Annotated in this window: 12 protein-coding genes; 7 read left to right on the top strand and 5 right to left on the bottom strand. The window is 71.8% G+C overall.

All coding sequences use genetic code 11. The annotated features are described in order from the left end of the window. Nucleotides 1-10: 10 nt before the first annotated feature. Together AMYNI_RS0139525 and AMYNI_RS0139520 are read right to left on the bottom strand one after the other, a co-directional pair. Nucleotides 11-6,403: a type I polyketide synthase gene (locus AMYNI_RS0139525; protein WP_020673664.1), complete on the bottom strand. Its 6,393-nt coding sequence runs from the start codon at nt 6,401-6,403 to the stop codon at nt 11-13. Next, nucleotides 6,400-8,142, bottom strand: a complete 1,743-nt coding sequence (locus AMYNI_RS0139520; protein WP_020673663.1) for a fatty acyl-AMP ligase — start codon at nt 8,140-8,142, stop codon at nt 6,400-6,402. Before AMYNI_RS0139520 ends, AMYNI_RS0139525 begins: the two co-directional genes overlap by 4 nt. A gap of 370 nt (nt 8,143-8,512) precedes the next feature. On the opposite strand from AMYNI_RS0139520, the gene AMYNI_RS0139515 reads away from it, so the two are divergent. Beyond that, nucleotides 8,513-9,808, top strand: coding sequence for an MFS transporter (locus AMYNI_RS0139515; RefSeq protein ID WP_020673662.1), 1,296 nt, complete (start codon nt 8,513-8,515; stop codon nt 9,806-9,808). On the opposite strand, the gene AMYNI_RS0139510 is transcribed toward AMYNI_RS0139515, so the two are convergent. Both AMYNI_RS0139510 and AMYNI_RS0139505 read right to left on the bottom strand, forming a co-directional pair. After that, the gene (locus AMYNI_RS0139510; RefSeq protein ID WP_020673661.1) at nt 9,805-11,907 is read right to left on the bottom strand and encodes an MMPL family transporter; all 2,103 of its coding nucleotides are present in this window, start codon (nt 11,905-11,907) and stop codon (nt 9,805-9,807) included. The two genes, AMYNI_RS0139515 and AMYNI_RS0139510, sit on opposite strands and share 4 nt — an antisense overlap. Before the next feature lie 207 nt (nt 11,908-12,114). Further along, the gene (locus AMYNI_RS0139505; RefSeq protein ID WP_020673660.1) at nt 12,115-13,092 is read right to left on the bottom strand and encodes a GlxA family transcriptional regulator; all 978 of its coding nucleotides are present in this window, start codon (nt 13,090-13,092) and stop codon (nt 12,115-12,117) included. 393 nt (nt 13,093-13,485) lie between these two features. On the opposite strand from AMYNI_RS0139505, the gene AMYNI_RS47625 reads away from it, so the two are divergent. Then, nucleotides 13,486-14,121: a TetR family transcriptional regulator gene (locus AMYNI_RS47625; RefSeq protein WP_084628588.1), complete on the top strand. Its 636-nt coding sequence runs from the start codon at nt 13,486-13,488 to the stop codon at nt 14,119-14,121. A 4-nt stretch (nt 14,122-14,125) separates the two neighbouring features. Here AMYNI_RS47625 and AMYNI_RS0139495 read toward each other — a convergent pair whose 3' ends face one another. Further along, complete coding sequence (locus AMYNI_RS0139495; RefSeq protein WP_020673658.1) at nt 14,126-14,560, bottom strand: GNAT family N-acetyltransferase; 435 nt, start codon at nt 14,558-14,560, stop codon at nt 14,126-14,128. 41 nt (nt 14,561-14,601) lie between these two features. Here AMYNI_RS0139495 and AMYNI_RS0139490 point away from each other — a divergent pair, with 41 nt between their 5' ends. From AMYNI_RS0139490 to AMYNI_RS0139470, 5 genes are all read left to right on the top strand, one after another. Then, the gene (locus tag AMYNI_RS0139490; RefSeq protein ID WP_245574103.1) at nt 14,602-15,801 is read left to right on the top strand and encodes an NAD(P)/FAD-dependent oxidoreductase; all 1,200 of its coding nucleotides are present in this window, start codon (nt 14,602-14,604) and stop codon (nt 15,799-15,801) included. A gap of 285 nt (nt 15,802-16,086) precedes the next feature. Continuing rightward, a complete protein-coding gene (locus tag AMYNI_RS0139485; RefSeq protein ID WP_020673656.1) occupies nt 16,087-16,914 on the top strand; it encodes an ABC transporter permease in 828 nt (275 codons plus the stop codon). Next, nucleotides 16,899-17,609, top strand: coding sequence for an ABC transporter ATP-binding protein (locus AMYNI_RS0139480; RefSeq protein ID WP_020673655.1), 711 nt, complete (start codon nt 16,899-16,901; stop codon nt 17,607-17,609). Before AMYNI_RS0139485 ends, AMYNI_RS0139480 begins: the two co-directional genes overlap by 16 nt. After that, entirely contained in the window at nt 17,596-18,606 is a 1,011-nt protein-coding gene (locus tag AMYNI_RS0139475) for an ABC transporter substrate-binding protein (protein WP_020673654.1), read from the top strand. Before AMYNI_RS0139480 ends, AMYNI_RS0139475 begins: the two co-directional genes overlap by 14 nt. After that, entirely contained in the window at nt 18,603-19,760 is a 1,158-nt protein-coding gene (locus tag AMYNI_RS0139470) for an LLM class flavin-dependent oxidoreductase (protein WP_020673653.1), read from the top strand. The genes AMYNI_RS0139475 and AMYNI_RS0139470 overlap by 4 nt, the downstream gene beginning before the upstream one ends. Nucleotides 19,761-19,765: the final 5 nt, after the last annotated feature.

The following is a 19,765-nucleotide window of genomic DNA, read 5'->3' as shown; positions in this document are numbered from 1 at the left end:
CCACCCGCGATCAGACCCTGCTGTACCGGGCCCGCAGCCCGTCGAGCGCGCGTTGCAGGTGCGCCGCGATCACCTCGACGTTGGGCGGGTCGAGCACGGACAGGTGGTGCCCCGGCACGGTGACCACCTCCAGGTCGCGGCAGATCGAGTCCCAGCCCCGCGCCGGGTCGGTGCGGTCGAACCGCTCGTCCCGCATCCCGCCCGGCACCTGGTCCGCCGGGCTGTAGTAGACGACGGGGCCGTCATAGCCGTCTGGCTGGTACCGCTCCAGCATGCGAACGTCCAAAAAGGACCGCTGCTGGTGGGTCAGGATCGCCTCGCCGACGCGCTCGTCCACCACCCCGGCCGCGCGGATCCGCTCGGCGAGGAACTCGGCCTGCGCCACGTCGTCCAGCCTGGCCATCTCCTCGTAGGGCAGGTTCACGCCCTTTCCGTAACTGGTTTCGAGGAACTCGGCGAACCGGGCGAACCGCCGTTCCAGCACTTCCACTTCGGACAGTCCGGGCGGATGCGGCAGCGGCAGGATGGAGTCCACCATGGCCAGCAGCTCCACCCGCTCGCCGGCCGCGGTGAGCCGCTGCGCCGCTTCGAAGGCCAGGAAGCCACCGAACGACCAGCCAGCCAGCCGGTACGGGCCGCTCGGCTGGATCCGGCGGATCTCGGGCAGCCAGGCCTCGACCCGGTCCTCCACGGTGACCGGCCCCGGCACGTGATCGAGCCCGTACGCGGGCACACCGGGTGCGAGGTGGCCGACCAGCTGCCGGAACACCGCGGTGTCCCCGCCGCCGGGATGGAAGAAGAACAACGGCCGCTGGTCACCGGACTCGCGCAGCACCCGCACCGGACCGGACCTGGCGGTGTCCGCGTTGCGGATCAGCTCGGCCATCAGCTCCGGAGTGCGGCGGGCGAACAGCTCGGCGGTGGCGAACTCGTGCCCGCCGCGTTCGCGCAGCAGTCCGGCGACTCGCTCCGCCGCCGCTTCGTCCCCGTCGAACTCGCTGGTCACTCCGACCGGTGCGCCGAGCACCTCCTGCCAGGCGGCCACCACCAGCCGTTCCGCCGCATCGCGCGGCGGCACCAGGTCACCCCGGGTGCGGCGCTGCCGGGGCAGTTCCGGCCGGTCGGCCACGCCGAGCTCGGCGAACAGCCAGTCCCGCAGCGCGGCCAGGTCCGCCCCGCGCAGCAGCAGCGACATCGGCGGCGTGGCCGCGAAGTCGTGCTGGAGCGCGTTGCCGATCCGCACCGCGAGCAGCGAGTCGACGCCGAGGCTGGTCAGCGCGACGTCGTCCGGCAGCGCCTCGGCTTCCAGCCCGGTGACGGACGCGATCCTGGCCCGCAGCTGGGTGCCGGCCAGCGCCCGGATCTCGGCCGGTTCGCGGTCCCGCACCGCCTCGATTCCCGGCCAGCCGGAACGTTGCCGGGCGGCTTCGGCGTGCTTGCCGAGCAGCTCGGTGAAGAACGGCACGTCGAGCACGTTCGGGAAGCCCTCGATCAGCTTGGGCACGTTCATCCGCAGCGCGCCGAGCGAGCCGATCCCGGTGGACAGCACGTGCTCCACCAGCTCGACCCCTTCACCGGGCCGGATCGCGTACATCCACGGGATCTCCTTGTCCGCCGCCGCACCGACCTCGGCCCAGGTGCCCCAGTTGATCGTGGTCGCGGGCAGACCCCGCGCCCGCCGCAGCGCGGCCAGCGCGTCCAGGTAGGCGTTCGCGGTGGCGTAGGCGGGCTGACCTGGGCCGCCGTGCAGCGCGGCGGCGGAGGAGAAGCCGAGCCACCAGTCCAGGTCCAGTCCGGCACTGGCCTCGTGCAGGCGCCAGGCGCCGTCCGCCTTGGGCAGCCAGGACCGCCGGAGCGAGCCCGCGTCCACCTCGGCCACCGGCTGGTCTTCGAACACGGCCGCGCCGTGCAGCAGGCCGCGGGGGACCGCGCCGTTCCCAGCGGCGGCGAACAGCGCCTCGGCCACCCCGGACTCGGCGACGTCGCCGAGCACCACCTCGATCGCGGTGCCGGCCGAGCGCAGCTCCTCGATCATCGCCTGCACCGCCGGCTTCGGCGCTGACCGTCCATTGAGGACGATCCGGCCGGCGCCCCGTTCGGCAAGCCAGGTGGCCAGCAGCAGGCCGAGCCCGCCGAGCCCACCGGTGACCACGTAGCCGCCGTCGGCTCGCACCGCGGGCACCGGCGCGCCCGCCGAGGTGGCGGTCGCGCCCAGCCTGGCGACGTACCGGCGGCCGCCGCGCCAGGCGACCTCGTCGTCGGCGGCACCGGCGGCCAGCTCCACCGCCGCTTCGGCCGCGGCACGGTCCACATCGGACGCGTCGAGATCGAGCCAGCTCGCCCGCAGCGCCGGATGCTCGAAGGTGAGCACCCGGACCAGTCCGCGCACGGACGCCGGCCCGGGACGGCCTGGCTCCTCGGGCAGTACGGCCGCGGCCGAGCCGGTAACCAGCCACAGCCGCGGCGGGGTACCACCGAGCCCGGACAGCAGCCGGGTCAGTTCGGCGGCCTTGAGCACCCCGCGCCGGCCGCTTTCCAGGCCGTCCGGATCGCCGTCTTCGAGCAGCAGCACGACCGAAGCGGGCCGCTCGGTGTCCAGTGCGTCGCGGATCGCGTCCGGTTCGGTGTCCGGCAGCACGCGCACTGGACCGCCAAGCACTTCGAGCGTGGTTCGCAGACGGCTGGCCAGCGGGTTGCCGGGAGCGGCGAGGATCAGGGACGGGCCGGCGTCCCTGGCGGCTGGTGGCTCGGCAGGGCGCCAGACCCGGTCCAGCAGCCGGTCCCGCAGCGGTGCGGCCACTTCGGCGTGCGGTACGGCGTGCAGCCGGATCCCGGTGACGGTGAGCAGCGCCTTGCCATCGCCGTCGGCCAGCCTCAGCTCGCCGAGCGAGCCGTCGGCAATGCGGACCTGGCCCGCGGTCGCGGCGGCCGGGTCGCCGGAAAGCCGCACCGAGCCGAACCCGGTGACCAGCGGGACCTCGTCGCCGCCGTGCGCGAGTGCGCCGGTCAGCGTCCGGAGGCAGTCCTGCAGCAGCACCGGGTGCAGCAGATAGCCCGGCTTCGCGCCTTCGTCCGGTGCGGGCACTTCGGTGCGCCCGCGCCGGTCGAGCGGTTCCGGGACGGCGGGTTCGGCGTGCAGGACCGCCTTCGCCTGTGCGTGCAGCACCCACGAGCCCTCGGCGGTCTTGGTGTGCACGCGAATCCGGCCACCGGTTTCGTCCGCGCTGAAGGTGGTGGTGACCGGGGTGTGCTCGGTCAGCGGCAGCAGCTTGGGCAGGCTGAGCCCGGTCAGCTCGACCCTGGCCGGCGGCACGCCGAGCGCGGTGGACGCGGCCACCAGCGCGAGTTCGGCGAAGCAGCCGGCCGGCAGTACCGGTCGGTCGTCGACCCGGTCGGCGGTGTGCTCCGCGAGCCACGGCTGGCTGAGCGTGCCGAGGTCGGCCTGCCACAGGTGGGTCCGCTCCTCCGGCAGTTCGATGTGGGTACCGAGCAGCGGGTGGGCCCCCACGGCGGCCCGCCGGGAAACCGGGCGTGCCCAGTGGTCCCGGCGCTCCCAGCGGGTGGTGGGCAGGTCGAGCAGCCTGCCGGTGGTCGCGGGCCGGTGCCCGCCGAGCGCGAGCAGCGCGCCGCGGCCGGCGTGGAACCGCCGTGCTTCGTCCTCGTCGCGGCGCAGCGTGGGCAGCACCTGCACCCCGGCGCTCTGCGCGGCCGCGGTCTCGGTCACCGCGTGGAACAGCACCGGATGCGGCGAGATCTCCACGAAGGTGCGGAACCCGTCTTCGATCGCCGCCGAGATCGCCTGGGTGAACCGGACCGGGCGGCGCACGTTGCCGACCCAGTAGCCCGCGTCCAGCGGGCCGTCGGCGCGGGCCTCGTCGGAAGCCGCGCGGTAGAAGGGAATCGACGGCCCCGTGGCGGCGAGGCCGGACAGTTCGGCGCGCAGGTCCTTGGCCGCCTCGTCCACCAGCCTGGAGTGTCCCGCGACCTCGGACTTGACCAGCCGCGCCATCAGTCCGCGCCGCTCGACCACCGCGGCCAGCTCGCGAACCTGGTCGGCCGCCCCGGACACCACGGTCTGCCGCGGTGCGTTGAACACCGCGATGTCCACGCCGGGGTAGCCGGCCAGCAGGGCCTGGGTCTCTTCCGCGCCGAGTTCCAGTGCGGCCATCGCGCCGCTGCCCGCTGTCCCGGCGAGCAGCCGGGAGCGCCGGACCGCGATCGCCGCACCGTCGGCCAGCGATACCGCGCCCGCGACCACCGCGGCGGCGACCTCGCCGAGCGAATGCCCGACGATCGCCGACGGCGCCGCACCGTAGGACTGCCACAGCCTGGCCAGCGCGAGCTGCGTGCCGAAGAGCACCGGCTGCAGTTCGGCGAAGGCCGTCGGCACGGTGCCGCTTTCCAGCGTGGCGCGCAGCGACGGCCCGGACTCGGCGGCGAGTGCCCGGTCGATCTCGTCCACGGCGGTGGCGAAGGCTGGCTCGTCGGTCAGCAGCCGACGTCCCATCCCGGCCCAGTGCGAGCCTTGGCCGGAGAACACCCAGACCACCCCGGGACCGGCCTGATCGCGAACGCCGGTGGCCACCCCGGTCGTGGCGGTGCCGGCGGCCAGCGAGCGCAGCCCGCTGGTCAGTTCGGCCCGGTCGCGGGCGGTGACCACCGCCCGGTGCCTGCCGCCGGCGCGGCGCGCCATCGAATGCTCCACATCGGACAGTTCGACGAACTCGCCGGCGTCGCCGAGCCAGTCGGCGAGCGCCCCGGCGCGACGGCGCAGCCGGTCCGCGGTGGCGTCGGCGAGCAGGAACTGGCCAGGCCCGGCGGGCGCCGGATCGACGGCCGGCGGGGCGGGTGCCTGCTCCACGACCACGTGCGCGTTGGTGCCGCCGAAGCCGAACCCGGACACCCCGGCCCTGGCCGGCCGTCCGGTGCCCGGCCACTGCTGCTGTTCGGCGGCGACCGCGAGCCGCAGCCGCTCGAACGGGATGTGCGGGTTGGGTTCGGTGAAGTTCAGGCTGGCCGGGATCCGGCGGTTGGCCAGCGCGAGCACCACCTTGATCAGGCCGGTGATGCCGGCCGCGGCCTCCAGGTGGCCGAGGTTCGTCTTCACCGAACCGAGCAGCAGCGGACGTTCCGCCGGCCGGTCCCGGCCGAGCACCGCGCCGAGCGCGCCGGCCTCGATCGGGTCACCGAGCAGGGTGCCGGTACCGTGCGCCTCCACGTAGTCGACCTCGGCGGGGTCGACCCCGGACGAGCGGTACGCGGCTCGCAGAAGTGCTTGCTGCGCCTCGGGATTCGGCGCGGTGAGGCCGTTGGAGCGGCCGTCGGAGTTGACCGCCGAGCCGCGCAGCACGGCCAGCACGCGGTCGCCGTCGCGGACCGCCTTGGACAGCGGCTTGAGCACCACGACCCCGGCGCCCTCGGCCCGCGCGATGCCGTCCGCGGCCGCGTCGAAGGCCTTGCACCTGCCGTCGGCGGAGAGCACGCCCATTTCGTCGAAGTTGACCACGATGCCGGGGGCCAGCAGCAGGTTCACCCCGGCGGCCAGCGCCACCTCGCTTTCCCCGGACCGCAGGCTCTGGATCGCCAGGTGCACCGCGGTCAGCGAGGACGAGCAGGCACTGTCCACGGCCACGCTCGGCCCGCGCAGGTCCAGCACGTAGGAGAGCCGGTTGGCCGCGATGCTCAGCGCCGCACCGGTGCCGGACCAGGCGTCGATCCGGCTGAGGTCGTTCAGGGTCAGGTGGCTGTACTCGTTCCCGCTGATCCCGACGAACACCCCGGCGGAGCTGCCGCGCAGGCTTTCCGGTGCGATACCGGCCTGCTCCAGCGCCTCCCAGGCCACTTCGAGCAGCAGCCGCTGCTGCGGGTCCATCGCGGCGGCTTCCCGCGGGGCGATGCCGAAGAACTCGGCGTCGAAGGCGGAGATCCCGTCCAGGAAACCGCCGCGGCGACTGAGCCGGGACAGCCGCTGCGCTTGTTCCGGGGAGTCGTGCCCGAACTGCGCCCAGCGTTCCTCCGGCACGTCGGAGATGGCCGAGTCGCCGTCCATGAGCAGCCGCCAGAACCGTTCCGGACCGTCCACCCCGCCGGGCAGCCGGCAGCCGATGCCGACCACCGCGATCGGTTCCGCGGCGGCCACCGGCTCGGATTCCGGGACGGACTCGGGCGCGGGTTCGCCCAGCAGCGCGCCGGCCAGCGCGTCGATCGTCGGATGCTGCCAGATCAGCGCGGTGGGCAGGTCGCGGTCGAGCAGATCCTCCAGCTCACCCGCCAGCAGCACGGCTTCCCGCGACGTCAGGCCGTACTCGCGCAGCGGCCGGGCCGGGTCCACCGCGGCCGGGTCGAGGTCGCAGGTTTCGGCGATCCGGGTGACCAGCCACTGGCGCAGTTCGGTCGGCTTCATACGGTGGCCTCTTCTCTGTCCAAGGTGCCGCTCAGGTACGCCTTCCGGGTCGCCGCGCGGGCGATCTTGCCGCTGGAGGTGCGCGCCACCGTGCCGGGTCGGACCAGCACGAAGTCGAGCAGACGCAGGTCGTGGTGCTGGGCGACGGCGGCCCGCACGACCCGGCCGACGTCTTCGAGCTGGCGGTCCCCGGCGGATACGTGCTGGGAGAACTCGGCCACCACCACGGGTCCTTCGCGGCCGTCTTTCTCGACGCTGAACACCGCGAGCCGGTCCCGGCGGATGGCCGGATGCGCCCCCTGCGCGGTCGCCTCGATGTCCTGCGGGTAGTGGTTCTTGCCGTCGATGATGATCAAGTCCTTGAGCCTGCCGGTGATGAACAGCTCGCCCTCGTGCCGTACGCCGAGATCGCCGGTGCGCAGCCAGCCGGTGGCCGGGGTGGACTCCTCCGCGTCGCTCAGCTCGCCGGCGAAGGTCTCCGCGGACCGCTCCGGCTGGCGCCAATAGCCGTCGGCAACGTTCGGACCGTGCACCCAGATCTCGCCCACCGAGCCGTCGGGCAGCACCCTGCCCTCGTCGATGCTCACGATGCGCACCAGCTGCTCCACCGGCTTACCGGCGGTGACCAGCGCCAGCGCTCGATCGTGCCCTGGCTCCACCACGACGGCTTCGCCCTCGCCCAGCTTGGCCCGGTCCAGGGTGACGATCCTGGGCGCGGCACCGGCCGGGGTGGTGCTGACGAACACGGTCGCTTCGGCAAGGCCGTAGGACGGTTTGTGCGCTTCCGGCGCGAAGCCGAGCGGGCCGCAGGCGGCCTGGAAGCCGGCGATGGTGCTCGCCCGCACCGGCTCGCTGCCGTTGATCGCGGTGCGCACCCCGCTCAGGTCGAGCTCGGCACGGTCCTGTTCGGACAGTTTCGCGGCGGCGTACTCGAAGGCGAAGTTCGGCGCCGCGGTGATGGTGTCCGGATAGCCTCCGAGCAGTCTGAGCCAGCGCACCGGTTTGCGGGTGAAGGAGAACGGGGTGGTGAACACCGAATGGCAGCCCGCGCTGACCGGCAGGCACAGCAGCTGGATCAGGCCCATGTCGTGGAAGAACGGCAGCCAGCCGACGCAGGTGCTGGACTCGGTGACCGCGAACCCGGTGCGGACCTGTGCGGCGTTCACGGCCAGCGCGCGGTGGGTGATCACCGCGCCGGCCGGGCTGCGGGTGGAACCGGAGGTGTACTGCAGGTACGCCGGACGCTCCGGGGACACCGGCACCGGCTCGAACCCGTCCGCGCGCGCCGGATCGACCGTGTCCACGGTGACCACGTGCTTCGGCCGGGGTACCGGATGGCCGTCGCGCAGCTCGTGGATGCTGGCCAGCGCGGACTCCGAGGTGAGCCACACCTCCGGGTCGCAGTCGGCCAGTGCGCCGACCAGCCGCGCGCCGTGGCTGCTCACCTCGGGGGCGAACAGCGGCACCGCGATCACGCCCGCGTACAGCGAGCCGAGGAAGGCGGCCACGTAGTCGAGGTTCTGCGGGCAGAGCACCGCGACCCGCTCGCCGGGACCGGTGATCTCGGTCAGCAGCGCGGCGATCGCACGTGCCCGGCGGTCCAGCTCGGGCCAGGTGATGGTGTGCTCGACGCCGTTGCGGTCCTCGCCGTAGTCGACGAACGTGAACGCCGGCCGATCCTGAGCGGCCAGCCGTGCGAGGGAGCCGGTTAGCGGCTCGAATTCGACGTGCAAACCCATGATGATCCCACCCGTGTGATTGGTTTCCAGTGGTGGCGGAAAGTGACCGACGCTGGCGTTCCGCTTTAGGTGTGCGCTATTTTCGAGGCGGCTTTACCGCTGTGCATAAGCGGGCTCGGCGAAGTAGCGCATGGCGCGGACGCTACGCCAGCCGTCGTTGGCGTGGCAACGGGTCCGCTCTGTGAAGCATCGCACTCGCAGCAGGTCAGCGGGTTGGAGTTACCACGATTTCACTGTTCCGAAACCGATTATTGGCGGCTTGCGACTTTAGTTGGGCGGATTGGTGCGACCCGGTGTCGGTGAATCCAGCAGGACTGCCAATGGCAGTAAGAACCGAATTCAGGACACCATTACTGGAAGGATTGGAACAATGGCCGGATCTTCGGGTGGGACGCGTCCGTGGTGGACACTGCTCGCGGTCTCGCTCGGTGGCATGATGGCCGGCCTCGACGGCACCGCGCTGACCATCGCCGGGCCGGACATCGCCCGTTCGGTGGGGGCTTCGCTTGGCGAGCTGCAGTGGATCGCGAACGCCTACCTGCTGGCGCTGGCGGTCTGCCTGCTGCCGGCGGGCAGGCTGGCCGACCGGTTCGGCCGCCGGGCCACCTTCCTGGCCGGGATCCTCGGCTTCGGGCTGGTGTCGCTGCTGCTCGCGATGGCCACCACCGGCTGGCTGCTGATCGCGCTACGGGCCGCCCAGGGCGTGTGCGGCGCGCTGCTGCAACCCGCCGCGCTGGCCCTGCTGCGGGACGCCTTTCCCCGGGAACGGCTGGAGCTGGCGCTGGGCATCTGGGGCGGGGCCTCGGCGGTGTCCATCGCGGCGGGCCCGATCGTGGCCGGGGTGCTGGTGTCCGGGCTCGGCTGGCCGTGGGTGTTCCTGATCAACGTGCCGGTGGCGCTGGGCACCGCGGCGCTCGCCCGCTGGGCGGTCACCGAGTCCAGGGCGGCGGCCGGGCGGGGCCGGTCACTCGGCCTGCTGCGGGTCCGCGCGGTGTCGCTCGGCGCCGGGCTCACCGCGATCTCCTACTTCTCCCTGTTCGGCCTGCTCTTCTTCCTGACCCTGTACCTGCAGAACCTGCGCGGGCTCGATCCGGTGCGGGCCGGGCAGTGGCTGCTGCCGGTGACCGCGGTGATCGTGCTCAGCGCCCCGCTCGGTGGCGCGCTGACCGGGCGGTTCGGCCCCCGCTGGCCGGCCACCGGCGGCCTTGTCCTGATCGCGGCCGGCATGTTCGGGTTCAGCGGGCTGACCCGAGACTCGAGCCAGGCCGGGGTGCTGCCGTTCGCGCTGGCGCTCGGTCTCGGCACCGGTATCGCGCTGATCGCCACCACGCAGGTGATCGTGGCCGGTGTGCCGGCCGAGGAGTCCGGTTCCGCGTCCGCCCTGCAGCAGGTGGCCACCCAGCTCGGCGGGGTGCTCGGCATCGCGGTGCTCGGTGCGGTGATGTCCTGGCAGGTGACCGCGCGGCTGGCCGATGCGACCCAAGTTCAGTCCACAGTGGACGGTGTCGCGCAGGGGCAGGCGCCGGCAGGGCTGGACCGGGGGCTGGCGGACACCGCGTTCATGGCCGGTTTCCACTCCAGCGTGCTGGTCGCCACCGCGGTCGTGCTCGCCGGTGCCGCCCTCGCACTCTTCCTCGCCCCGGCCCGCGCCCGTGCGCTGAACTAGGGCGTGCCGTGCCGGAGCCGACCGGGCCACCAGACCCGGCGGCCGACGTCGATGGTGAGGGCCGGCACGAGCAGCGAGCGCACGATCAGGGTGTCCAGCAGGACGCCGAAGGCCACCAGGAACGCGATCTGCGCCATGAACAGGATCGGCAGCACCGACAGCGCGGCGAAGGTGGCGGCCAGCACGACCCCGGCGGAGGTGATCACGCCGCCGGTCACGCCGAGCGCGTGCAGGGTGCCCGCGCGGGTGCCGTCACGCTGCGCTTCCTCGCGGACCCTGGTCATCAGGAAGATGTTGTAGTCGATCCCCAGCGCGACCAGGAAGACGAACGCGTAGAGCGGCACTGACGGGTCGGAACCGGGGAAGTCGAACAGGTTGTTGAAGACCAGCGCGCCGACGCCGAGGGTGGCCGCGAAGGACAGCACCACGGTGGTGATCAGCAGCAGCGGCGCCAGCAGCGAGCGCAGCAGCAGCGCGAGCACGCCGAAGATCACCACCAGCACGATCGGGATGATCAGTAGCCGGTCCCGTTCGGCCGCGTCGCGCACCTCCGCCTGGATCGCGGTCTGCCCGCCCACCTTCGCCTCCGCGCCGGGGATGGCGTGCATCGCTTCGCGCAGCCGATCCACCGTCGCGTTCGCCTCGGCGGAGTCCGCGGGCGCGTCCAGGGTCGCCTCGATCTCCACCTTGCCGTCGAGCACCTTCGGCGCGCCGTCCTGGCCGGTGGCCGTCTGCACCGCGGCCACCCCGTTCACCGCGCCGGCCGCGTCAGCGACGGCGGGTGCGGCACCTTGGTCGGCCACGATCACCGCGGGATCGCCGACACCGCCGGGAAAGTGCGCGGTGAGCGCTTCCTGCCCGGCGACCGCGTCCACCCGGTCCAGGAAGAGATCGGACTGGCCGACCCCGTCGGACTTCAGCATCGGGGAGAAGGCGGCGAGCACGGCCAGCGCCAGCGCGGTGACGATCCAGACCGGCCGGAAACGCCGGCCGACCAGCGCGGAAACCTTCTGCCACAAGCCTTTCCGGTCCGCGTGCCGGCTATTCTGGCGGACCGGCCAGAACGCAGCGCGGCCGAGCAGGGCGAGCACCGCCGGTAGGAAGGTCAGCGAAGCGAGCAGGGACGCGGCGATCCCGATCGCGGCCACCGGGCCGAGGCCCTTGTTCGAGGTGAGCTCGCTGAACAGCATGCACAGCAGGCCGAGGATGACCGTGCCGGCTGAGGCTGCAATGGACTCGAAGGAGGCCCGCAGTGCCGCGGTGATGGCGGACAAGGCGTCTGCGTGCCGGGCCAGTTCCTCCCGGTATCTGGCGACCAGCAGCAGCGCGTAGTCCGTGGAGGCGCCGAACACCAGAATGAACAGGATGCCCTGGGTCTGCCCGTTGAGCACCACCTGATCGGCCGCGGCCAGTGGCTCGATCACCGCCGATGCGATGATCAGCGCCAGCCCGGCGGAGGCGAGCACCGCCACCGGCAGCAGCGGGCTGCGGTACACCAGCACCAGGATCACGATCACCACCAGCCCGGTGACCAGCAGCAACTTGCCGTCGATGCCGCCGAACACCTCGCCGAGATCGGCGTTGAACCCGCCGGGCCCTGTCACGTTGACGACGAGCCCGTCCGGCAGCCCGGTACGCAGGGTTTCGCGGAGGTGCTGCACGGTTTTGCCGGCCTCGAACGCGTCCTCCCCGGCCACCGGCACGACCAGCTGCACCGCCTTGCCGTCCCGCGAGGGAATCAGCGGGCTCACCGGGCCGCTGAGCCCGGTCGCCTTCCCGGCCGCCTCGGCCCGGCCGGTGATCGCAGCCTGGTCCGCCGGGCCAACCCCGGCGTCCCGGCTGAACACCGCCACCGCGGGCAGGATCTTGCCGCCGGCGAACTCCTGCTGCAGCCTAGCCACCTCGGTCGCCTCCGCTTTCGCGGGCAGGAAGGAGACGCCGTCGTTCACCTGAACCTCGGACAGCTTGCCGGGCATCCCGCTGAACAGCACCCCGAGCACCACCCAGACCAGGAGCACCAGTGCGGGCAGCCGCCAGTGCCGCCGCACGCGGGCCGGTGCGCTTTCGCGAGCCGGGGGAGTATCGACCTTGTTGTTCATCAGCAAACACCTCGGGAATGGGCCGTGCGGCGGCGCCGGGCGGAATTCCGGCCGGGATCTCAAGTGTGCGCGAGCGTATCCCGGCTCTCCGCGGGCAAGGAAGAAGAGGGTGTCCGGCAATACATATGCGACTGCTTTTATAGGTCGCCTGACCGGATCTTCGCCGGGTTTATCTGTACGCCAGGTTAAGCGCCGGTCAATTCCCGTTCAGTGCGCTCGTGCGACGCTGGTGGCGGTGTTGCGGAAACCGGCACGATATGCCGTCGGAGTGACTTTTGCGAGGCGACCGAAATGATAACGTAAATTTTCCGATGGGCCGAAGCCGCAGGACGTGGCGATCTGGTCGACGGTGAGCTCGGTGGTCTCCAGCAGCTGCTGGGCACGCCGCACCCGCGCGCTGAGCAGCCACTGCTGCGGGGAGGTGCCGAGCTCCCGCTGGAAACGCCGGCTCAGCGTGCGCACGCTGGTTTCGGCGTACCGCGCGATCTCCTCGATGCTGAGCCGTCGGTGCAGGTTCGCTTCCAGCCAGCGGGTGATCTCCTGCAGCGTGTGTCCACTGAGGCGGTACGGCACGGACTCCGCGTACTGCGTCTGCGAGCCGGGCCGGTGCGGCGGGCGCAGGTTCCGCCTGGCGGTCTCGGCCGCCACCGCGGCACCGTACTGGCGCTGGATCAGGTGCAGGCAGAGGTCCACCCCGGACGCCATTCCGGCGCAGGTCAGCACCTGTCCATTGTCGACGAACAGGACGTTCGGCTCGACCTCGACCGCCGGGAACCGGGCGGCAAGCTCGTCGGCGCACCGCCAGTGCGTGGTGGCCCTGCTGCCGTCGAGCAGTCCGGAGGCGGCGAGGATGAACGCACCGGTGCAGATGGACACGATCTGGCTGCCCGCCTCGGCGGCGCCGACCAGTCCGTCCAGCACCGCGGCCGGCGCGGGAATCGATGCCGGCGAATGTCCGGGAACCACCACGATGTCCGCGCCGGACAAGGCTTCCATGCCCCAGGGCACCTCCAGTCGGCAGCTGCCGAACTGGGCCTCGGTGGTGACCCATTTCGCCGGGCCGAAGATCCGGGTCTCGTACAGCGGCCAGCCGTCGATGCCGGCCGCCGAGCCGAAGACCTGGCTCGGCACCATCAGATCGAACCCCATGACGCCGTCGAGGGCGAGTACGGCAACCGTGGTCATGCAGCGAACGTAGCCGAATTCCGCGCCACGTCCAGTGTGTCCTAGTTCTCTGGGCACGACTTTAGTTGACAGAAACTCCCGCATTTGTGCCAGAGTTGCTAATCGGCGTGTTGAACTTTCCATGAGCCTACCCCAGCGGCCCGCCGGATAGCAGGTTTCCGGGGATTCGCGTCGGATCAGTGGCCGTTCTGGTTCGCGCCGTTAGCAAACGGTGACCAATTCTTGGCAACCCTGGCGGTACGAGTCCGGTCGATCTAGTCCGGGCGAGTGATATGCCACAGGGTGGCTGTGCGGCACGATGAAAATGGCTACTATCGGCGCCGGGAGAAATGGTCGTCGCTGGGGTGGTGGACGGCCGGTTCCTGCCAGCACTGCCATAGGAAGCGGTACTCGATGCCAGCCATGACCGGCCAGCTCTATCCACCCACACTGCGGGACCTGCGCAAGCGGCGGACCTCGATGTCCATCTGGCACGCTGCACTCGAACTGTTCGCCGAGCACGGGCCGAGCCGACCCACCGTGCGCGAGATCGCCGAGCGCGCCGGGGTTTCCGAACGGACCTTCTTCCGCTACTACCCGAGCAAGGAGCAGCTCACCATCGGCGCGGTCCGCGGTTACCTGCGCACGTTCGTCCGCGCGCTGGAGACGCGGCCGGCGGAGGAGACCGTGCTGGTCTCGTCCATGCGAGCCTGGGCGGAGGTTGCGCCGAGGGTGTTCGGCGACCCCGAGGTGGAGGGGCGGGCGCACCGGTTGCTGCCGCTGCTGAAGCGGGTGCTGGAAGCCAACCCGGAGCTGTACGGCCTGTTCATGATCGACCGGACGCTGGCGGGCAGGCGGATCGCCGAACTGGCCCGCCGCCGGATGGGCATCGACTCGGCGCGGGACCGGCGCCCGGCGATGCTGGCCACCCTGGTGCTCGCCGCGGAGACCGAGGCCATCGTGCAGTGGGGCTCGGAGGCGCGGCCACCGGCGGTCGACGTGGCGAGGTCACTGCTGGCGGAGATCGCCACCCTGCACCGCCGGTGCTGAGTCCTTACTCCATGGTGAACCGGTAGACGCGCGATTCGCGGGCCTGGAAGCCGAGCTTTTCGTAGAGCCGGTTCGCGGACGCCCGCTCGGGGCGCGAGGTCAGGTCGACGGTACGGGCGCCTTCGGCCCGCGCCAGCCGCAACGCGTGCTCGGTCAGCGCGCCGCCGACGCCCTGCCCGCGTGCGCTGTCGTCCACCACCACGTCCTCGATCCGGGCGCGCAGGCCGGACGGGATCGGGAACATCACCAGGGTGAGCGTGCCGATGACCCGGCCGCCGTCCCGCGCGATCAGCACGGTGTTGCTGTCGCAGGAGAACATCCTGGTCAGCGCGGCGCGGTCGAGCGGCTTGGCGGTACGGGACAACTGGGGCAGCAGCAGGCCGAACGCTTCGAGCAGTTCGTCGGTGGCCTCGTCCGCGACTTCGATCTCCACACTCATGCCGGCCGACCTTACGGGCCGCGTTTCCATATAGTGGTCTGGTGGCTGAGGAATCGATGGGCAAGGCGCAGCAAGTGGTGATCGTCGGGGCCGGCCTCGCCGGAGTGCGGACCGCGGAAGGGCTCCGGCGGGCGGGCGCCACCGGCTCGATCACGCTGGTCAGTGCCGAGCCGCACCTGCCTTACGACCGCCCGCCGCTGTCCAAGGAGGTACTGCGCGGGGATCGCGCGGTGGACGCGATCAAACTGCGCGAAGAGGACTTCTTCACCGAGAACAAGATCGATCTGCGGCTCGGGGTCACCGCGACCGGCCTGGACACCGCGGCCCGCCAGGTGACCCTCGACGACGGCACCGCGCTCGGCTACGACCAGCTCGTGGTGGCCACCGGGCTGGCGCCGAAGCGGCTGCCGATCGGCCGCGACCTGGCCGGGGTGCACGTGCTGCGCACCGTGGACGACGTGTTGGCGGTGCGCGCCGACCTGGACGGCGCGGAGTCCGCGCTGGTTGTCGGCGCTGGGTTCATCGGCTGCGAGGCCGCGGCCGCGCTGCGGGCGCTTGATCTGCGGGTGACCCTGGTCGAACCGCAGCCCGCCCCGCTGGCCGCCGCGCTGGGCGAACAGGTCGGCAAGCTGGTCGCCCGCCTGCACGTCGAGGCCGGGGTGGACCTGCGCTGCGGGCTGTCGGTCACCGAACTGCTCGGCGAAGGCAGGGTGACCGGGGCCCGGCTGTCCGACGGCACCGAACTGCGCACCGATCTGGTGCTCAGCGGGATCGGCTCGGCCCCGCTGTGCGGCTGGCTGGCCGGTTCCGGGCTGGAGATCGGCGACGGTGTGCTGTGCGACGAGTTCGGCCGGACGAGCGACCCGCGGGTGTGGGCGGTCGGCGATGTGGCGGCTTGGCGGCAGCGGGGACTGGATACGCCGGTGCGCAACGAGCACTGGACCGGTGCCGGGGAGCAGGCGACCATCGTGGCGAACTGCCTGCTCGGCGCCGAGCCTTCGGCGCACGTGCCGGTGCCGTACTTCTGGAGCGACCAGCACGGCCTCAAGATCCAGGCGCTGGGCCACCCGAGCGCCGGGGACACCGTGCGGATGCTGCACGACGACGGCCGCAAGTTCCTCGCCGCCTACCTGAGCGACGGGATCGTCACCGGCGTGGTCGGCTGCGGCATGGCCGGCCGGGTGATGAAACTGCGCCCGCTGATCGTGCAGGGCGCGCCCGAAAGCGAACTCCCCGCCTGACGCGCCACCGCCGTACGAGCCCAATGTGACGTTTGGTGTCTTCTATTGGCCGAACGTCACGTTGGGCTGCTTCGGGACGAGCCGATGAGCCGGTGTTGACCACATCCCGGGACGTGGCGACCGGATGTTGACTCACCTGATGGGGTGACAGCAGACTCGGCGCATGAGCCTCGGCGACTACCTCGTGTGCCGCCTGCACGTCGATCTCCGACTGCAGGCGAGTGCGATCTGTCGCGCTTTCCGGTAGCCCGCCTGCAACGAATCCCTTTTACCCGGGAGAAATCCGTGTCGATTTCCACCACGGGCGTTCTCGCGCGCCCGGACGCGGCGGCCGAGCCCGCGCCGCCGGTCGCCCGAAAACGCCGTCGCCGCCTCGATCTGCGCCGCTGGATCAGCCCGATCGCGCTGCTCGTGCTGTGGCAGCTGGCCAGCGGAAGCGGACTTCTGCCGGCGGAGAAACTGAGTTCGCCGTGGACCGTGCTGCAGGCCGGCGTGGAGGTGGCGCGCACCGGTGAGCTCGGTGAGGCCTTCGCCGTGTCGATCGGCCGGGTGGCCGCCGGGTTCGCCATCGGCGGGGCGCTCGGGCTGCTGCTCGGCATCGTCGCGGGACTTTCCCGGTGGGGCAACGTGCTGGTGGACCCGCCGGTGCAGATGCTGCGCACGCTGCCGTTCCTCGGCCTGATCCCGTTGTTCATCCTGTGGTTCGGCATCGGCGAGGAACCCAAGATCGCGCTGGTCGCGCTGGGTGTGCTGTTCCCGTTGTACCTCAACGTGCATTCCGGCATCCGCAACGTGGACGGCGACCTGGTGGAGGCGACCACCGCGCTCGGCTACACCCGCGCCGAGCGGCTGTGGCACGTGGTGCTGCCGGCCGCGGTGCCGCAGACCCTGGTCGGCCTGCGGCAGTCGCTCGGGGTGGCCTGGCTGGCGCTGATCGTCGGCGAGACGGTGAACGCCGACGCCGGCCTCGGCTACCTGATCAACAACGCCAGGGAGTTCCTGCGCACCGACGTGATCGTGGTGGGCCTGCTGGTCTACGCGGTGCTCGGGCTGTGCACCGACGCGGTGGTGCGCCTGGTGGAACGGAGGGCGCTGCGATGGCGAGCACGGTGACGGTCGAGGTCCGCGGGCTGACCAAGCGGTTCGGCGACCGCGCCGTACTGTCTACTTTGGACTTGGACATCGCGGGCGGTGAGTTCGTCGCGCTGCTCGGCCGCAGCGGTTCCGGCAAGTCGACCCTGCTGCGGGTGCTGGCCGGGCTGGACGACCGGATCGAGGGCACGGCCACTGTGCGCGGCGCGGTGTCGGTCGCCTTCCAGCAGCCGAGACTGCTGCCCTGGCGCAAGGTCTGGCGCAACGTGGTGCTCGGCCTGCACCGCGAGGGCGTCGATCGCGCGCTGGCCGTCCGCGCCCTCGACGAGGTGCGGCTTGCCGGGCACGCGGACGCCTGGCCGCGCACCCTGTCCGGCGGTGAGGCGCAGCGCGTCTCACTGGCCAGGGCGCTGGTCCGCGAGCCGGACCTGCTGCTGCTCGACGAGCCCTTCGGCGCGCTGGACGCGCTCACCCGGCTGGCCATGCACCGGCTGGTGGAGGACCTGTGGCGGCGGCACCGCCCGTCGGTGCTGCTGGTCACCCACGACGTGGACGAAGCCCTGCTGCTCGCCGACCGCGTGCTGGTGCTCGGCGACGGGCACATCGTGGCCCAGCACCGGCTCGACCACGCCAGGCCACGGCGTCTCACCGACCACATCGACGTCCGCACGAGGGTGCTGGCGGACCTGGGAGTGACCGAACATGAAGCTGCGTAAGCTGTTCGCGACCGGAGCGGCCCTGCTGACCGCGGTAACCGTCGCGGGCTGCGGTGGCAAGGCGGAGACCACGGCCGCGGCGGTGCCGCCCCCGGTCAGTCCGGCGGACCTGGCCAAGGTGACCCTGAAGGTCGGCGATCAGAAGGGCAACATCCAGACCCTGCTGACCGCGGCCGGGCAACTCGGCCAGCCGTACCGGATCGAATGGGCGACCTTCACCTCCGGCCCGCCGTTGCTGGAGGCCGCGTCGGCGGGTGCGGTGGACATCGGCGGGGTGGGCAACACGCCGCCGATCTTCGCCGCCGCGGCCGGCGCGAAGATCAACGTGGTCAGCGCGGCCAGGGGCGATGTGAAAGGTGACGCGCTGCTGGTGCCGTCCGACTCGCCGGTGCGTGACGTACGGGAGCTGCGGGGCAAGACCATCGGCGTGGCCAAGGGCAGCTCCGCGCACGGCCAGCTGCTCTACAACCTGCGCGACGCCGGACTGTCCACAAAGGATGTCAAGATCTCCTTCCTGCAGCCCGCCGACGCGTACAGCGCGTTCACCCAGCACCAGCTGGACGCGTGGGCGATCTGGGACCCGTATACCGCGCAGGCCAAGCTGGAGACCTCGGCGAGGGTGCTGGTGGACGGCACCCGAACGGCCAACGGCTTCACCTTCCAGGTCGCCGGGGTGAACGCGCTGGGCGACGCCGGCAAGAACGCGGCGATCCGGGACTACGTGGTGCGGGTGGCGAAGGCGCAGCGGTGGGCGGACACGCACCGGCCGGAATGGGCGGCCGCGTGGGCGAAGGAGACCGGGCTGAAGCCCGAGGTCGCACTGGCCGCGGTGCAGAACGGCCCCGATCAGCCGGTCGCGCTGGACGACGAGGTGGTGCGTTCGGAGCAGGAACTGGCGGACGCGTTCAGCGCGGACAGGACATTGCCCGGCAAGGTGGACTTCGCCAAGTTCGTCGACCGCCGGTTCGGACCCGATCTGGAAGCGAGCAACCGATGAGCGTGAAACTGCACTGGTTCCTGCCCACCTCCGGTGACGGCCGGACCATCGTCGAGCGGTTCCACGCGAACCGTTCGCAGGGGCCGAGCGCGCAGCGTGATCCGGACATCGACTACCTGGCGCAGGTGGCCCGCGCCGCCGAGCAGATCGGTTTCGAAGGCGTGCTCACCCCGACCGGGACCTGGTGCGAGGACGCCTGGCTGAGTACCGCCGCGCTGATCCGGGAGACCAGCAGGCTGAAGTTCCTGGTCGCGTTCCGGCCCGGGGTGATCTCGCCGACGCTGGCCGCCCAGATGGCGGGCACCTACCAGCGGATCTCCGGCGGCAGGCTGCTGTTGAACATCGTGACCGGCGGGGACGCCGTAGAGCAGCGTCGGTTCGGCGACTGGCACGACCACGACCAGCGCTACGCCCGCACCGACGAGTTCCTTTCGATCGTGCGCGGCATCTGGTCCGGGCAGCCGGTGGACTTCGACGGCGAGCACCTCAAGGTGGCAGGGGCGACCAGCCTGGCGCCGCCGAACCCGTTGCCGCCCTTGTACTTCGGCGGATCCTCCCCGGCCGCGCTGCCGGTCGCGGCGAAGCACTCCGACGTCTACCTCACCTGGGGCGAGCCGCCGGCGCAGGTGGCCGAGAAGATCGGCAAGGTGCGGGAGCTGGCGCGGGCGCAGGGCCGGACCGTCCGGTTCGGGGTGCGGCTGCACACCATTTCGCGGGACAGCTCGGCCGAGGCGTGGGCGGAGGCGCAGAAGCTGCTGGACGCGCTCAACCCGGAGCAGGTCGCCAAGGCGCAGCAGCAGCTCGCCGCCAGTGAGTCGGTCGGTCAGCGGCGGATGGTCGCGCTGCACGGCGGCGCGCTGGACGCCGGGGTGCGCGGGCTGGAGATCCACCCGAACCTGTGGGCCGGGATCGGCCTCGTCCGCGGCGGTGCCGGCACCGCGCTGGTGGGCAGCCACGAGGAGGTCGCCGACCTGATCGAGGAGTACCACTCGCACGGGGTGGAGGAGTTCGTGCTGTCCGGCTATCCGCATCTGGAGGAGGCGTACTGGTTCGGCGAAGGCGTGCGTCCCGAGCTGGCGCGCCGGGGACTGCTCGACGAGGTCCCGGTACTGCGCCCGTCGTGCCACCCGGAGCGCAACGTCTCCGCCCTCTGACCGTC

This window comes from Amycolatopsis nigrescens CSC17Ta-90, from assembly GCF_000384315.1.
Taxonomy (GTDB): Bacteria; Actinomycetota; Actinomycetes; order Mycobacteriales; family Pseudonocardiaceae; genus Amycolatopsis; species Amycolatopsis nigrescens.
Note: the sequence above shows the minus strand (reverse complement) of the source record. Positions and strands in the feature narration are given on the sequence as shown.

Excerpts from the sequence above, each read along its gene's own strand:
- AMYNI_RS0139525 (WP_020673664.1), bottom strand. The coding sequence starts at position 6,403 with ATGAAGCCGACCGAACTGCGCCAGTGGCTGGTCACCCGGATCGCCGAA.
- AMYNI_RS0139520 (WP_020673663.1), bottom strand. The coding sequence starts at position 8,142 with ATGGGTTTGCACGTCGAATTCGAGCCGCTAACCGGCTCCCTCGCACGG.
- AMYNI_RS0139515 (WP_020673662.1), top strand. The coding sequence starts at position 8,513 with ATGGCCGGATCTTCGGGTGGGACGCGTCCGTGGTGGACACTGCTCGCG.
- AMYNI_RS0139510 (WP_020673661.1), bottom strand. The coding sequence starts at position 11,907 with ATGAACAACAAGGTCGATACTCCCCCGGCTCGCGAAAGCGCACCGGCC.
- AMYNI_RS0139505 (WP_020673660.1), bottom strand. The coding sequence starts at position 13,092 with ATGACCACGGTTGCCGTACTCGCCCTCGACGGCGTCATGGGGTTCGAT.
- AMYNI_RS47625 (WP_084628588.1), top strand. The coding sequence starts at position 13,486 with ATGCCAGCCATGACCGGCCAGCTCTATCCACCCACACTGCGGGACCTG.
- AMYNI_RS0139495 (WP_020673658.1), bottom strand. The coding sequence starts at position 14,560 with ATGAGTGTGGAGATCGAAGTCGCGGACGAGGCCACCGACGAACTGCTC.
- AMYNI_RS0139480 (WP_020673655.1), top strand. The coding sequence starts at position 16,899 with ATGGCGAGCACGGTGACGGTCGAGGTCCGCGGGCTGACCAAGCGGTTC.
- AMYNI_RS0139475 (WP_020673654.1), top strand. The coding sequence starts at position 17,596 with ATGAAGCTGCGTAAGCTGTTCGCGACCGGAGCGGCCCTGCTGACCGCG.
- AMYNI_RS0139470 (WP_020673653.1), top strand. The coding sequence starts at position 18,603 with ATGAGCGTGAAACTGCACTGGTTCCTGCCCACCTCCGGTGACGGCCGG.